This is a genomic window from Pseudochrobactrum sp. B5, from assembly GCF_001939785.1.
GTDB lineage: Bacteria > Pseudomonadota > Alphaproteobacteria > Rhizobiales > Rhizobiaceae > Pseudochrobactrum > Pseudochrobactrum saccharolyticum.
The window spans coordinates 1,224,012-1,238,976 of the sequence record NZ_MOYL01000001.1 but is presented as its reverse complement, the minus strand read 5'-3'; the positions used below and the strand labels follow the sequence as shown (position 1 = coordinate 1,238,976).

Annotated in this window: 15 protein-coding genes; 8 read left to right on the top strand and 7 right to left on the bottom strand. The window is 50.2% G+C overall.

What is annotated here, in order from left to right; genetic code table 11:
- Positions 1-130: 130 nt before the first annotated feature.
- A complete protein-coding gene (locus BKD14_RS05495; RefSeq protein WP_075654547.1) occupies positions 131-1,207 on the top strand; it encodes a DUF2336 domain-containing protein in 1,077 nt (358 codons plus the stop codon).
- 10 nt (positions 1,208-1,217) lie between these two features.
- On the opposite strand, the gene BKD14_RS05490 is transcribed toward BKD14_RS05495, so the two are convergent.
- The 3 genes from BKD14_RS05490 to BKD14_RS05480 are packed head-to-tail and all read right to left on the bottom strand — an operon-like array spanning position 1,218 to position 4,669.
- Positions 1,218-1,559 carry a DUF1491 family protein gene (locus tag BKD14_RS05490; RefSeq protein ID WP_075654546.1) on the bottom strand — a complete coding sequence of 114 codons (342 nt, stop codon included), beginning with the start codon at positions 1,557-1,559 and terminating at the stop codon, positions 1,218-1,220.
- Positions 1,560-1,590: 31 nt separating this feature from the next.
- Positions 1,591-2,637 carry a peptidoglycan-binding domain-containing protein gene (locus BKD14_RS05485; protein ID WP_075654545.1) on the bottom strand — a complete coding sequence of 349 codons (1,047 nt, stop codon included), beginning with the start codon at positions 2,635-2,637 and terminating at the stop codon, positions 1,591-1,593.
- Positions 2,612-4,669, bottom strand: a complete 2,058-nt coding sequence (locus tag BKD14_RS05480) for a PAS domain-containing sensor histidine kinase (RefSeq protein ID WP_075654544.1) — start codon at positions 4,667-4,669, stop codon at positions 2,612-2,614. Before BKD14_RS05480 ends, BKD14_RS05485 begins: the two co-directional genes overlap by 26 nt.
- A gap of 428 nt (positions 4,670-5,097) precedes the next feature.
- On the opposite strand from BKD14_RS05480, the gene BKD14_RS05475 reads away from it, so the two are divergent.
- Positions 5,098-5,514, top strand: coding sequence for a DUF5330 domain-containing protein (locus tag BKD14_RS05475; protein WP_075654543.1), 417 nt, complete (start codon positions 5,098-5,100; stop codon positions 5,512-5,514).
- A 143-nt stretch (positions 5,515-5,657) separates the two neighbouring features.
- On the top strand, positions 5,658-6,089 hold the full coding sequence (locus BKD14_RS05470; protein WP_022710033.1) for a SufE family protein: 432 nt from the start codon (positions 5,658-5,660) through the stop codon (positions 6,087-6,089).
- Between the two features lie 81 nt (positions 6,090-6,170).
- Here BKD14_RS05470 and BKD14_RS05465 read toward each other — a convergent pair whose 3' ends face one another.
- Complete coding sequence (locus BKD14_RS05465) at positions 6,171-6,977, bottom strand: DUF6456 domain-containing protein (protein WP_075654542.1); 807 nt, start codon at positions 6,975-6,977, stop codon at positions 6,171-6,173.
- Positions 6,974-7,405 (bottom strand): helix-turn-helix domain-containing protein, encoded by a 432-nt coding sequence (locus tag BKD14_RS05460; RefSeq protein ID WP_028233416.1) that lies wholly within the window; start codon positions 7,403-7,405, stop codon positions 6,974-6,976. Before BKD14_RS05460 ends, BKD14_RS05465 begins: the two co-directional genes overlap by 4 nt.
- 398 nt (positions 7,406-7,803) lie before the next feature.
- Here BKD14_RS05460 and BKD14_RS05455 point away from each other — a divergent pair, with 398 nt between their 5' ends.
- A complete protein-coding gene (locus BKD14_RS05455) occupies positions 7,804-8,082 on the top strand; it encodes a cytoplasmic protein (protein WP_075654541.1) in 279 nt (92 codons plus the stop codon).
- A gap of 76 nt (positions 8,083-8,158) precedes the next feature.
- On the opposite strand, the gene BKD14_RS05450 is transcribed toward BKD14_RS05455, so the two are convergent.
- A complete protein-coding gene (locus BKD14_RS05450; protein WP_022710037.1) occupies positions 8,159-8,587 on the bottom strand; it encodes a MucR family transcriptional regulator in 429 nt (142 codons plus the stop codon).
- An 803-nt stretch (positions 8,588-9,390) separates the two neighbouring features.
- On the opposite strand from BKD14_RS05450, the gene msrB reads away from it, so the two are divergent.
- The 4 genes from msrB (at position 9,391) to BKD14_RS05430 (ending at position 13,496) form a co-directional block, all read left to right on the top strand.
- A complete protein-coding gene (gene msrB / locus BKD14_RS05445; RefSeq protein WP_075654540.1) occupies positions 9,391-9,810 on the top strand; it encodes a peptide-methionine (R)-S-oxide reductase MsrB in 420 nt (139 codons plus the stop codon).
- A gap of 47 nt (positions 9,811-9,857) precedes the next feature.
- On the top strand, positions 9,858-11,954 hold the full coding sequence (locus BKD14_RS05440) for a S9 family peptidase (protein WP_075654539.1): 2,097 nt from the start codon (positions 9,858-9,860) through the stop codon (positions 11,952-11,954).
- A gap of 79 nt (positions 11,955-12,033) precedes the next feature.
- A complete protein-coding gene (locus BKD14_RS05435) occupies positions 12,034-12,387 on the top strand; it encodes a hypothetical protein (protein WP_225687327.1) in 354 nt (117 codons plus the stop codon).
- 194 nt (positions 12,388-12,581) lie between these two features.
- Positions 12,582-13,496 (top strand): MBL fold metallo-hydrolase, encoded by a 915-nt coding sequence (locus BKD14_RS05430; protein WP_075654538.1) that lies wholly within the window; start codon positions 12,582-12,584, stop codon positions 13,494-13,496.
- Between the two features lie 76 nt (positions 13,497-13,572).
- On the opposite strand, the gene BKD14_RS05425 is transcribed toward BKD14_RS05430, so the two are convergent.
- Positions 13,573-14,901 carry an acetamidase/formamidase family protein gene (locus BKD14_RS05425; RefSeq protein WP_075654537.1) on the bottom strand — a complete coding sequence of 443 codons (1,329 nt, stop codon included), beginning with the start codon at positions 14,899-14,901 and terminating at the stop codon, positions 13,573-13,575.
- Positions 14,902-14,965 lie beyond the last annotated feature (64 nt).

The window sequence follows — 14,965 nt, the reverse complement described above, 5'->3', positions numbered from 1 at the left end:
ACCAGCAACGCACCGATGGTTAATTCATTGCTAAGTGTTCTCCCTTAAAGTGCAGAAAGCTCTCCTTATGTTTTCAGCGAGGAGAGGTGTATTTTTGTCTGTGTTGTGTAGGCGTAAGGGGTAAATACGCGTGACCACCGATCAATTCCGCGCTTTGGAAATATTATCCGGAAGTGGTCATTCCGCACACCACAAGACCGATGATCTGCTGGCTGCTGCCGTCGCAGGTTTTACGTCCCTCACCCGTCCCGGACGCTATGAAAGCCAGCAATTTGAAGATCTGGCTTTGCCGTTGCTGGAAACAGCCACGCCGCGTGCCCGCCGTCAGGTCTCAGCTATTCTTGCCCAGCATGATGTTGCCCCGCGCAAGCTGGTTTTGGCTCTTGCCAATGACAGTATTGAAGTCGCAGCACCGCTATTGCTGCGCTCCCCTGTCCTGACAACTGCCGATCTCATTGACATTACCGGCCAGCACGGCCTGTCCCATGCCCGTATCATTGCGCGCCGTCAGCCGGTTGATCCGCTGCTATTGCCAATCCTTGAGGGCTTTGATGATCCGCTCATCAGCCAGACACTGACTGCTGAACCGGTTATCAGCACTGCACCTGCCGCTGCAGAGACCAGCATAGCGGAGGTGCAGGAAGCGCATTATGTTTCAGCAGCCCCTGTAAACAAACGCGTTGAGAGCAAACCGGCTGCACCAATCCGCACAACCCCTCCTGCCTCAGCACAATCATTGCCTGCGCATAATCTCAGTGCACTGTCACTGTCCTCCTGTTTGCAACCGGCACGTGCCGAATATCTCATTGATATGGCACTGTTGATTGACGGCAATATGTTCCGCACCGCACTGGCCGATGCGCTGGATGTCAGCTATGCGCGTGCTGAAACAATTATCGGCTCATGGCCGAATTCCCAGCTGCCGCTGGCGTTGAAAGCCATAGGGCTTACCGCACAGGATACCTATCTGATCCTGACTGCTGTTCTCGGTACAATTCATGGCGAACGTGAACAATTACGGGAATTTGTCCATATTTACCGCTCTATCAGCCCTGAACAGGCCGCAGCAGCTGTCAGACGCTGGAAAGCGGATGATATGAATGAGCGTCTGCGCAATCAATTGCGCGATCTGGCGGACAACGCATCGGAAAACTTTACCAGTGCCGCGAATAATGACGGCACGATCCCGCATAGAAAAGCACAATAATCCGGATAAATTACATGCCTGTGGTCAGCAGTTCCGCAGCCTGAGCACAATCTTCAACCTCGACAAGCCAGAGATCAGGATCAAAGCGCAACTCTTTTTCAAGTTGCGTATTAATCAACAGCTCGTCTTCACTCTGCTGATATAAAACAAAACGACGTTCATCCGCCCGCTGCGGATCATATTCGCTTTGCGGCGCAGGCATATATAAATCAAAATTGCCGTCACGATTACGGATCTTGATAAAGATTGCACCGGCCTCGGCCGCACCGCGCCTGACCAGATAAGCGAAACCGTCAGCCATGCGCACGCGGCGCATGAATGCGGAAACCCAAAATTCACTTGTCAGACGCATAGGCTGAAATACCTGCTCATTGCATATCAAATCAGCTGATCAGGCCGATTTCACGCATTTTCCCGATCAGCTCAGAATCAGGCTTGCCGCTGACATTGAGACGGAACAGTTTCTGAAACTCGCGGATGGCATCTTCTGTGGTTTTGCCCGGAACACCGTCCACGACAACCATATCATTGCCGAATGCTTTAAGCCCCGCCTGAATACGCACCAGTTCCTCGGCGCTGACCGCCTGACCGGATGGTGTTCGTGCGGATACCGGTTGAACAGAAGCCGTTGTTTCCGTTGCATTCTGCGATGCAGAGTTGCTCCGCACAGCCTGTACCGGTGTTTTTTCTTCTGCCCTGACAGCAATCGGCGCAGGCCGTCTTTCCGCAACCGGCACAGCACGCGCACTGTTTTCAGGCTGAGTGTCAGACCGGGTCTCTGGCCGAGCCTCAGGTCTGGCAGCTGGCACAGCCACAGCAATGGCTTCCTCAATGCTCAGCTGTTTCTCTGCGGGTTTAGCCGCATTATTCTGATCCGGTGCCAGCTTGGCCTGCACATTCTGCCATTGCTCAAGCGCTGCACGGGTTTGCGGTCCTGTCAGACCATCCACATTGCCACTATAGAAGCCAAGCTGCTTCAGATTATATTGCATGATCGCCACCTGCTTGTCGCCATTCGGCGCCAGAGCCGGCAGATCACCGCCATCAACAGTTGTTTCGGGCAAAGTCGCAACGGCTTGCGGTTTATCAGTTACCGGCACAATCTCATTACCGGTAATCTGGCGTACGGGTTCCTGCGCAGTCACATTGCCTGTCAGCTTGCGGGCTGCTTCGCTATTGTCTTTTGCTACAGCACGGAAAACCTGCTCCGGCCGTGTTTTAAAGAAAACACCGTCATGCGCCTGCGGTTGATACCAGATCGCATTGCTGGCGACAAAACCAAGCGTCACAAGAAATGCGGTTGCACCACCGGCTACCACAGGATTACGCGCGACTATATCACCGGCAGCCAATGCCATGCGTGACACGCCGGTCAGGCATGCATCAAAAAAACGTCTGCCAAAACTACGCCGTTTTGCGTTTTTGCGCATGGAAGTCCCCTTGCGTTTCGTACCGCTGCGGCTCTGTCTTTCCGTCATAACTACTTTCTGCCTGACTATATTCAGTCTGTTCGGCCTGAAGATTAATAATTGCTGTTTTCACCTGCTCAAGAGCGCTGCGAATATCGGTTGAAACTGTATTTGTCTGCATCCGGTCAGCCTGCTGCATAGGCTGCGATAATGCCTGATTTGCGGCCGCACCTGCAACCAATCCGGTCTTATCCACAACCTGCTGTGCTGTTTGCGGCAGCCTGATTGAAACAGTCGTGCCATGGCCCTTGCGGCTGTGAATATTCATCTCACCCTGATGAAGACTGACTAGACCTTTAACCAGATAAAGCCCGAGACCTGAACCTTCCTGCATACGGGTCTGTGCATTATTGATCTGGGTAAATGGCTGGCACAGACGTTCAATCTCATGTGCTTCCAGTCCAACACCCGTATCAGACACGGAGATGACCAGACTGCGCTCTGCACCTGCATAGCCGCGCTTTGTTTCGTCAGGCATCACATCAATGGTTACGCAACCGCCGCGATCCGTGAATTTAATAGCGTTGGACACCAGATTAATCAGAATCTGACGGATTGCACGGCGATCAGCAATCATATCCGTCACATCCGGATGAATGCGGTCACAGAGAATAACGCCCTTTTTCTCGGCCATCGGCATAAGCATGGAACTGCACATTGTAACGCTGTCCTGCACGGAAAAGCGTTCATGCTGAACCGGATACTGACCGGCCTCAAGGCGTGAGGTTTCCAGAATACCGTTTACAACTTCCAGCAGATGATTGCCGGATTTGCGGATCAGATCAATATATTCGCGCTGCTTGTCGCTCTGCAAAGGCCCTGCCACATCATGCAACAGCAGATCAGAGAAACCGATGATTGAATTCAGCGGCGTGCGCAACTCATGGCTGACGGCACCGAGCAAACGTCCGCGAGAGGTTTCCAGATTCTCAATGGTCGTATTCTGCTGAACAATATGCTGCTGCGTATCCTGCGCCTGTGCAAGATTGCGCGCAACGATCAGGAAACCGGCTTCCTGCTCATTCTGAGCCGTGCCCTTTGCCTGCCCTTCCATTTCAAATATATTGAAATAGATTTTCGGCTGTTCATTTTTATTGCCCTGAGCAGCTTCCACGCAACGCAGACGAATCTCTGTCTTGCCACCGAGTTTCATCGGTGAATTACCGTGCTTCAGGCCATTCAGAAATGCGAGATATTGAACGCGGTCAGCCACATGCACGCGGTCAAGAAGCAATGTGCCGGTCAGGACTGCACGATCAACACCAAATTGTTCAATACAACGATCAGACAAAGTACGGATATGACCATCCTGATCGAGACGGATAACCAGAGCATCCAATGCTGTTTCCAGATCGCTGTCGGCAGTATGAGCAGATGTTGTATTCTGCAGGACTGTTGCAACTGGCAGTGCCAAACGCATTACCCGCAGCAAAATGGCGCCGACATAGATAAACAGGAAAGTTGTTGAGACACCGGCCGGAAGCATCAGCTGTGTGTTGATACCTTTGGTCAGCGATGTTGCCATCAGGGCAACAGTGATCAGACCACCGGCAACAGCCGCCGCACGATGGCGGGTTACAAGCCAGATCTCAAGCGGCAATGCCAGAACCATCGCCCAGACCAGACCATTTTCCGCACCTGCAAACAGGGCTGTAAAAGCCAGTACCGCGCTATAGAATGACAATGCGACAAGACCTGTCAGGCTGTTGCGGATACCAAATGCCTGCGCTGCCAGCAAAAGAACGGATATGCCGGTAAAGGACAGGCCGGTAAACAGCAATGCATTGACCGAAGCGGTCGGGAAAATACTGTAAAAAGCCATTGCCAGAAACAGCGGAAACAACAGCAATGCGCAGCGCAAATCAAACGCTGAAAAATGGTCGGACTTACGGGATTGAGCAGCGGTAACAGAAGCATGGAATTCTGCATTTTCCTGCGCCAACAGGTGATGATCCGCAACGGCATTATGCATACCGCCTTTAATCATTTTCATTGTTTTCGCATAAATGCCGTACACGCAGCATACTCACTCTGACACAATCTCACTTCAACTGTCTTATTTCACCGGAGTGAAAAGACAGTCACCGAACAATGACAGAATGGACGCCCAGACTTTAAGGAATAGATAAAACCGCGATCTATGATGCCCGTGAAAGTCTTTTTTCCGCGAAAAAGGGGCAGCTTTTGGCTCTATGGTAAACGGAATATTTCCGGCTCCGCCCCATGGCAAGACAATCTTAAAAACATTTTATCAGAATCTTCAGAAATATGTCTCATGCTTTAACCATTGTGTCTCAACAACCGGAAAGCCTTGAGAAGAAACCGGTGAAACAACTGATAACTATATGAATAATTTAAACTTATATATTTATCACGCTCAGCAACCCGACAGGACCGTGCAAACAGGCAGGAATAAAGATCATGAGATTTCTGCTTAAATGCATTTTCTGGCTGGGAGGGGTTTTTCTGCTGATGCCCGGACTGACCGGCAAGTCTACAGACACACAGCCACCACGAGCGCCACAGGCACAAACACAGCAAAATCATCTGTCTTCAGAAAAACAGCAACAGGCTCCATCCACGGCCAGCCCCGATCTGGTTGAGCAATGGTTGCAGGCCGGTAAAACCCTGCAGGAAATCAGCACATTTTGTGAGCGCAATCCCGTTCTCTGTATTGCCGGAAAGGCAGCGATTCAGCAAAGCGGTGAACAGGCTTTGATCCGTGCGAAAGAGGTTCTATCCGGTAGCGCTTCGCAAAACAAAGAGCCATCCGCCCCACCTGCAACAGAGCAGGCACCTGCGTTCAAAATTCCTGTTCCTGCGCAGCGTCCCGGATAGTTCTTGCGATCGTCAGAACCGGAACTTTCCAATTGCTATAAAAATGGTCTATAAGCCGCGCCATATGTATATTTATCAGCATGCCTTAAGCGGAGCGAATTTTCGTTCTTGCGCGGCATGCTTCAGTTAATGCGGAGAGACCTATGACAAATTCAAAGATCAGCACAATTGCGTCGGACTTTGAGTTTCTTGACGACTGGGAAGACCGCTATCGCTATGTGATCGAACTGGCACGTGACTTGCAGCCTTATCCGGAAGAAGCCCGCGATGCGGATCATAAGGTTCCGGGCTGTGTCAGTCAGGTTTGGCTGCTGACCAAAAAAGGTCAGGGTGCCGATCCGGTTATGGAATTCCTGGGCGATTCCGATGCGCATATTGTCCGCGGTCTGGTTGCCATCCTGCTTGCCCTTTATTCCGGCGAAACCGCATCTTCCATTCTGAAAATTGATGCAGAAGGCGTTCTGAAAAGCCTTGGCCTCGATGAGCATCTGACACCACAGCGTTCCAACGGCTTGCGCTCCATGGTGCAGCGTGTGCGCAATGACGCACAAAGCGCCCTGCAAAACGCTGCCTGATATTTCTCATCTATAATATACCAAAACACGCGCACTGATCTCATCACTGCGCATGTTTTGTTTTCAGCTTGTGACGAGGCATCACAGTGAAGGCCGGTAATCCGGTGCTCCCCAGTGATAGGCAGCCGGTGACGTGATCCCTTCCGGCATCCGCCCTGCATTATAATGGCGGTGCAAAATACTGAGTGCTGTTTTCAGCATCATCTTTGCCGAGCGTGCAGGCCATGAACGCTCACGCTCCACCAATTCCAAACCTTTGAGAAAACAGCATATATCCAGCAATATACCGGATAATTCCGGCCCCACAGCGATGAGTGCCTTATTCACCCGATCCCGGCAATCCAATGCATAATCACTCAATTCGGCCGCACCGCCCCGCTCCCCTCTGACACGTCCGGCAACACTGGCATCCCAATTGGCCGAAATCCGTGGCATCATATTCCCGCGTGTGAAATCAGCCCTCAACCGCTCTCCGGCATGAAACTCGTCATCACTCAGAAAACGCCGCCCTGTCTGCTTGTTTTTCCGGTAGAGCAAAGCCAGCGGGGATTCAGCATTATTAACGGTACAGTTCCGGGTGCTTTCGCCGGTTATCCGGATAACAGGTTCCTGTGGCTGTTCCGTCTCAGCAGGCTTCTTTAACGTCTTCAGCAGATCGCGTCCTGCAAGTTCCAAGGTGATTTTGTCCTGCTCAGCTTTCACCAATCCGGCCTCCAGCAAATGCTGCAATACCGGCTCGTCACAGGTAATCGTACCGCCCTCATCACTGGTCAAGAACCAACGCCCTTCTTCACCTTCGAACCTTGCCGGTGACCGCAGCAGAAATCTGAGCACCCGCAAAGCTGGTTGCTGATCTTTCGGGGAAAATGCAGTGACGGTTTTGCTCATTCCCCTGCACTCCCGCACGGATAAAGCGCCCGAATGAGATATTCAAACGAGCTGACACTGCGGTCAAATTTTTCATTCTCCCGCATGTCCTCAATCAAATGACAGGCATGTTTAACCGTGGTTCTTTCACGGCAAAATGCATAGGCCACTTCAGACATCGACAGGCCGAACATGGTATGAGCGATATACATGCCGAATTGCCGGATTCTGGCGATATGGCAATTGCCACGTTGGGGACTGCGCAAATCATGTAACGATACCTGAAAGAAAACAGACAACAGCGCCATTAAAGCCCCGCACAGTTTCCAGGCACGCAATTGCCGCTCCCTGCTTGTCAGCTGGCTCTTTACACTGCTGTTTCTTTGCATCAGATCAGCCAGATACAGCGCATTCTCTGTCATGCGTTTGTTGCCGACATCATTCTGCATGGAATGCATATCCTGCCCGCCGGATAAACAATGCAGGCGCGATGACTCCGGCAAATTATGCAAGACAACAAGTGAATCCGTGCGACCGGATAAAAAATCTGGAAAATTGTTCAACATATGCCCTCCGCAGACGACATATCCTTAATATAAAAATCTTATACGGGGATAAACTTGAGTTTATAGATGTAAATATACAATTAAATTCAAATAACAAATATTAAAAAAGAATCTATACATAAAAATAAGCCATTCAATAAAAACATTTTATCAAACAATCAAATTTAATCATAATAAAAATACTCAAACAACCAATACTACATTTAAAAATTAAGAATGTCTGCTTATCCCCCGCCAGCAGCAAAACATCATAATCCCCTGCATGATGAAGGGGATTAACAATGTCAGCCACTCTGCAACAGGAAAAACAGTTATTTCTGGAAAACCGTAAAGAAGATGCACTTCAGGCAGCGCAATCCGTCGCCTTACAGCTGAGCTGCGGCATCGACTTGCAACAGGCCTTAAATGCACCGGCCGAAAAGAGAGCAAGTATTGCAGCGAAACTAACGCGGCTTATCAAAAGAGAACGTCTGAAAGGTCTGAATAAACACTGGAGTTACGATATCAACCGGCACATTGCGCTGAAACAAGCGCAGACTCGCCTGCTGCAACTGCTTTGATAATACATAAAAAAACAACGGCACTTTCGCGCCGTTGTTTATCTCTTGATATCTCGTTGAAGAGATACAGGCCGGATCAGGCAGCTTTACGCTTACGACCAAGACCCATTTTCTTAGCAAGCTGCGAGCGGGCTGCAGCATAGTTCGGAGCAACCATCGGATAGTTAGGATCCAGATCCCACTTCTCACGATATTGTTCCGGCGTCAGATTATAATGGGTCATCAGGTGGCGCTTCAGCGATTTAAATTTCTTACCGTCTTCCAGGCAGATAATATAATCGTCGTGAACTGATTTTTTCGGGCTGATTGCCGGTTTAGGCTTTTCAACCACAGCAACCACTTCTTCACGAACACCTGAACGGGCAAATGCTGCATGAACATCAGCGATCAATGCAGGCACTTCACCGGCACGTATTGAGTTATTGCTGACATAAGCGGCAACAACATCAGCTGTAAGACTGAGCAGCAGTTCGTCAGCAGAAACCACAGTCTCTGGATGTTCCATTATACTTCCTTTACCTATAAATATTGCTGACTGGAAACCCTCTGAAAATACATGAGAAGTCTATCCATTCACCAATCAACCAGTTTAATCTTAGCTTGCCACCCGCAATCATCTTCTCATATCTGTAAAATTTGTAAAATGTCAATTTATTTCACGATTTTGTTAAGTGATGCTGTAATTTTTGACTAAACAATTAAATTTCAACACTCAAGATCACGAGAATTAATATCTGCGAACCTGCCGAAAACAGAAAACTATTTCTCTTCTCATCTGAAGATTATCAATCGGAGCCTGTTATACACATAGTACAATGTAAAAACATGCTTCTGAAACTATCTTCAGCAAACAAATTCACCAAAAACGTGAAATTTCGCCTCTTGAAACAAACTACAGTAAAACTCAGCAAACACTGCGATATGAAGCAATTTTGCGGATATTTGCTATTCTATCAAAAAATCCTGTATTTCTATATTAAGTCATTTTTCTGGCAATTCATGGCCCCGGATATTTTATACAAGGATTTTTGCAAAAAAACCTGCTTTCATAAGATTATCCGCCGCACGGGCAGATCAAACGCCTGCGTATGTTCATATTATGCCTTTGAAAATACACGGTTGTATATTCACCTTTTAAAAAGCGGTTAATATCCCCATATATTGGAAAAATGACTATTCTGAACACAGGCAGGCCTGACTAAACCAGATCAGTCCTGCTCTTTTTGACCTGCCTTTATGAATAACGCACATTCGGCTTGAAAACGCCTTATACTTTCCGAATGTATGCTGAACCGCCGGAGAACCATCATGTCCGAGAAAAACATGCCCCAACGCCCGCTAAAAATTCAGAAAACCGATGCCGAATGGCGCGAGCAGCTCACACCGGAGCAATATAAGATCACGCGCCAGCATGGCACAGAGCGCGCATTTTCCAGCCCAGATTTTGATCTCAAACTCCACGGCACATATCACTGTATCTGCTGTGACCGTCTGCTCTACAATTCCGAAGATAAATTCAATTCCGGAACAGGCTGGCCGAGCTTTACACGTCCGGCTGAACCGGAAGCTGTCAGCGCTTTTGAAGATCATTCCTATGGTATGAACCGTACAGAAATACGCTGCGCCGATTGTGATGCGCATCTCGGCCATGTATTTCCAGACGGCCCAGCACCAACCGGACTGCGTTTCTGCATGAACGGCACAGCATTATATTTTACTGAAGCCTGACAGCCTCAAATTTTACACCTCATCTTGGCAACAATACCGGAAACAGTATGAACCAGCATTCATTCCCTAAGCACAACGCCCCAGCAACTGAGAAGAAGGCGTTCAGCGACACGCGCCACGGTATTGTCCGCCATGATGAATATCACTGGTTGCGTGCTGCCAACTGGCAGGATGTTCTGCGTGATCCCTCCCTGCTGGATGCACAAATCCGTTCGCATCTTGAAGCTGAAAACGCCTATCAGTCAGCCTTGATGGCAGATACGCAGGAGCTGCAAAAACAACTGTTTTCGGAAATGAAAGGCCGCATCAAGGAAGATGACTCCAGTGTGCCGGTCAAAGACGGAGCCTATGCCTATGGTATTTCCTATGTCACCGGCGGGCAGCATCCGCAATATTTCAGAACACCGCGGGATGGCGGCGATAAAACCATTCTGATCGACGGCGACAAGGAAGCAGCATCCCTTGCCTATTTCAGCCTTGGAGGACTGGACTATTCGCCCGACCATAAAGCACTGGCATGGTCGGCCGATACTAAAGGCTCCGAATTTTACGACATTAAAATCCGCGATCTCTCCACACTGGAAGACAGTACGGATCTGCTGACATCCACCGCAGGCGGAACTGTATGGGATGCAGCAAGTCAGGGTGTTTTCTATGTGCAGATGGATGATAATCATCGCCCTGCCAAATTATTCTATCACCCTACCGGCACGCAACAGGGTCAGGATACGCTGATCTATGAAGAAAAAGACGCCGGTTTCTTCATGAATGTTTCCGGCAGTTCACTGAATGACTTTGTTTTCATCAATATTCAGGATCATGAAACTTCTGAAGTCTGGCTGATACCGGCCAATAATCCGCAGGCAAAGCCACAGCTCGTGGCAGCGCGCGAAACCGGCATTGAATACAGCCTCACAGAAGGCGGAGACGTTTTCTATATTCTCACCAATATTGACGGTGCGAAGGACTTCAAGATTATGTCCGCACCGGTCAGTGCCCCGCAAAAACAAAACTGGACGGAAGTCGTTGCCGAAAAGTCCGGCACGATTATTCTGGATGTTGGAGCGTATAAAAATCATCTGGTCTGGCTGGAGCGTAATAATGGCCTGCCGCGCATTGTTATCCGTGAGCGCAGCAGCGGGACAGAACATGCCATTGCTTTTGACGAGGAAGCCTATTCGCTTGGCCTGCATGGCAGCGCTGAATATGACACGGATGTGATCCGTTTTTCCTATTCATCCATGACCACGCCGAGCCAACTCTTTGATTATAATATGGTCACACGCGAACGCGTGCTGCTGAAAACGCAGGAAGTGCCAAGCGGCCATGTGATTGAAAATTATGTCACCCGCAGGCTCCTTGCACCGGCGGCAGATGGTGAGCTGGTACCGGTTTCCATTCTCGCCCATAAAGACACACCGCTGGACAGCTCGGCTCCATGTCTTCTCTATGGTTATGGCGCTTATGGCAGCTCCATTCCGGCAAGTTTCTCGACCACACGCCTCTCTCTGGTTGACCGTGGTTTTATCTATGCCATTGCCCATATTCGCGGCGGCAAAGACAAAGGCTTCGCCTGGTATGAAAACGGCAAACGGGAACATAAGGTCAATACATTCACTGACTTCATTGCTGCAGCAAAACATCTTGTGGCAGAGAATTTCACCCGTCATGACCGGATTATCGCCCATGGCGGTTCGGCAGGCGGCATGCTGATGGGCGCTATCACCAATATGGCTCCGGAAGCCTTTGGCGGAATAATTGCCGATGTGCCATTTGTGGATGTGCTGAATACTATGCTGGATGACAGTCTGCCGCTAACCCCGCCGGAATGGCCGGAATGGGGCAATCCGATTGCATCGGAAACGGACTACCGCACTATTGCGTCCTACTCCCCTTATGACAATGTGTCAGCGCAAAATTATCCACCGATACTGGCAACAGCAGGCCTGACCGACCCGCGTGTTACCTATTGGGAAGCAGCAAAATGGGTTGCTAAACTGCGCGATCAGTCCACCAGCGGCAATCCTGTGCTTTTCAAAATCAATATGGAAGCAGGCCATGGCGGTGTTTCAGGGCGTTTCTCGCAGCTGGAAGAAGTCGCCTATAATTATGCTTTCGCGCTTAAGGTTGCAGACAGACTGTAACAGGCGCATAAAGATATGAAGCCGCAGAGCAGAAAATTCTGCTCTGCCGTGCCTTCCGAAAACAGGAAAGGATTAAGCCATGCCATTCATGTCTCTGAATTTCCTCAGCAAAAGCGGGCTACGGCTTTGCGTGTCCGCTTTTAGCATTCTGGCGCTGACCACCATCTCAACACCGCAGGCGGAAGCCGCGGTTCGTAAAAATGTCAGCGAATATGCAGGGCAGCGCTGCAATCCGCCTCCGCGTGGCAGCGGTGTTATTGTCGGCATTTTTCAGGGACTTGGCGAAAGCGCCTTTGTCAGCAGTGACTATCCGGAAGTGATCAGCCGCTATCGCTGCTTCCCCTCGCTGGAAGAATGCAAAGGCTGGCTTTACACTATGCAAAGCCTCTATAGCGCAGGCCTGCCCCGCGCAGCCAAATGCCTGAAACGCTGAAAACCGCGCTATATACACTGTGTTTACTGTGATGAAACAAAGCGGAATCTGCTAAAAACCCTTTAAATCCCGCTTTTTAGCCGCGACCGGTTACTTTGCCGTAACCTGCGGATTTTTACATGCCTTCTTGTCAGCGGCGCTTAGCTCCTTAATTTCCGTAACACCGATATCATCCCTCCGGTGAAGGAAAGACCATGACATTCTTAAAAACAGCAACACAATTTCGGACCTCAGCGGCTGTTGCCGCGACACTTGCAACCTCCGCCCTCTCCGTATCCTCTGCCCATGCGCAGGAAAATAAAGCACTGAACTGGCAATTCTTTCAGGCAGATGAAAACGGTTTTCTCCGCACCCCCGTTCTGCTGACCGGCGAAAAAGAAGCGATTCTGCTGGATGGCGGTTTCACGCTTTCAGACGGCAAAGCCCTCGCAGAAAAAATCAAGGAAAGCGGCAAAACACTGACAACAATCTATGTCAGCCAGAGCGACCCTGATTATTATTTCAACCTCGGCCCAGTCAAAGCCGCGTTTCCTGATGCGAAAGTGATTGCCGCACCGGCGACGGTTGAAGCCATTAAAGGCAATGTAGAAGGCAAGCTGAAAGTCTGGGGTCCGCAGCTGAAAGAAAACGGCCCGCAGACGCTGGCTGATGTGGTGATGCCTGAGGCTTCAGACGTCAAAGAGCTGGATCTGGAAGGCAAGAAAATCGAGATCATTGATGCAGAGAATATGCCAAACCGCCGTTACCTCTGGGTACCGTCTCTGAAGGCTGTTTTCGGCGGTGTTCTGGTCACTGCCGGTGAACATGTATGGCTTGCCGACACACCAAAAGCAGAGCAGCGTCAGGCATGGATCAAAACTCTTGATGCCATTGCGGCACGCAATCCTGAAATTGTTGTACCTGCCCATATGAGCGCTGGCTCAAAAACTGATATTTCTGCGGTTACTTTCACCAAAGACTATCTTGTGGCCTTTGAAGAAGAGCAGGCCAAAGCCAAAAACAGTGAAGAACTGATTGCCGCTATGAAAAAGCGCTATCCTGATCTGGGCGGTGTATCCAGCCTTGAGCTTGGCGCCAAGGTCATTAAAGGCGAAATGGAGTGGGAATAACCGTCTCCCACCTCTGAAATAAAAAAGCACCGGAAACTCCGGTGCTTTTCTTTTTTACCCATTCTGCAAAAGCAGATCAGTCAAGATCATAGAGTGAGCGGGCAAAACCGGCCAGCCCCTTCTCTTCCAGCTTTTTCAGCGGCATACGGAAGGTGACGCGCACAATCCCCGGATGACGGCCGATTTCAATCGCACCAAGCATTGTTGCACGGTTCATGATCTCGGGAACCGTAACATCAAAAAGATCCGCCGCACGTTTCAGACCGTTCTCTGTCGCTTCATTCAGCGTAGCCCCGCTGCCGATTACTGTAACCGGTGCATCGCGCTCAATTGCTGTCACACCATTGGCCTTGCCAAGTGCCTCAGCACGCTGGCGCTCAATGGCATTTAAAGGACGCGCCAGATAAGGCACATCCTCAGCCACAGGAAACAGCAGCGGCCCGTCAATCGCCAATCCCTTGATAACATGCACTTCGAGCGTAACCACGCCTGCAACGTCGCAGGTATGACCGGCAATCTCACCATCACCCTGCAATGCGTGCATATCGCCCAGATAGACACCGCCGCCCGGCACTTTCACCGGACAAATCAGTATCGCGCCCTGCCGAACAGAATTTACATCAAGATGGCCGTCGGTTTTGTTGCGCGCCAATTCATCCGGTGTCAGTGCGTATTTATGCGGCGCATTGAGCAAAAATGAGCCGAAATCACCGGCATTATGAGAATCCGGCATCGCTTTTGAAGGTGTTGTACCCAATTGCCCGAGGAAAGGCCGCAGACGTGTGGCCACACCGACCAGATCAGCGGGAGCAAAAGTCATAACCGGATTTTGAATGGAGGTATCCGGCAGTGCCATAATCTTTGCAGCATCCGGCGCCATGGCTTCGGCTCTGGCTTTTCCGACAGTTACACCAATGCTGCGCTCGTCATCAAAGACAATTGTATAGCCGTTTTCAATCTTAAACGGCGTGGCATCGGCTCCGCATTTATCACAACGGATAGCGCTCTGGCCGATACCTTCAATATGGGTGGCAGGCCATTCCGTACCGCATTCCGCACAGACAGCAGCGCAGAACGGATCACCATTATTACGACCTGTCACCACACTGTCCGAACCGGAAGCCGTAGCAGCAGATGTTACAACAATGGAGCGGATGCGAATGGCAATCGCATCACCGATTTCAGCACCTTCAACAGCGACCGGCCGCGTGACCTCATGACCGCCGCGAATGGCGGGCGTAATCATAGGCCCCCAGCAACCGGGCGCAGTATTGGCGATAATCGTACCACCGTCAGCCACAGGCCCGAGCATGGCACGCTCAGGGTCAAGAATACCATCGGTGAGTTCGGTCACATAGACTGTGCGACAGGCAGTGCTTTTCTGCCGGCTTTTATCATTTTGCATTCCTGCATCCTCCAGAAACGATGCGCTGTTCAGGCGAACAGACAGGCTTCACACTCTTCCGGAT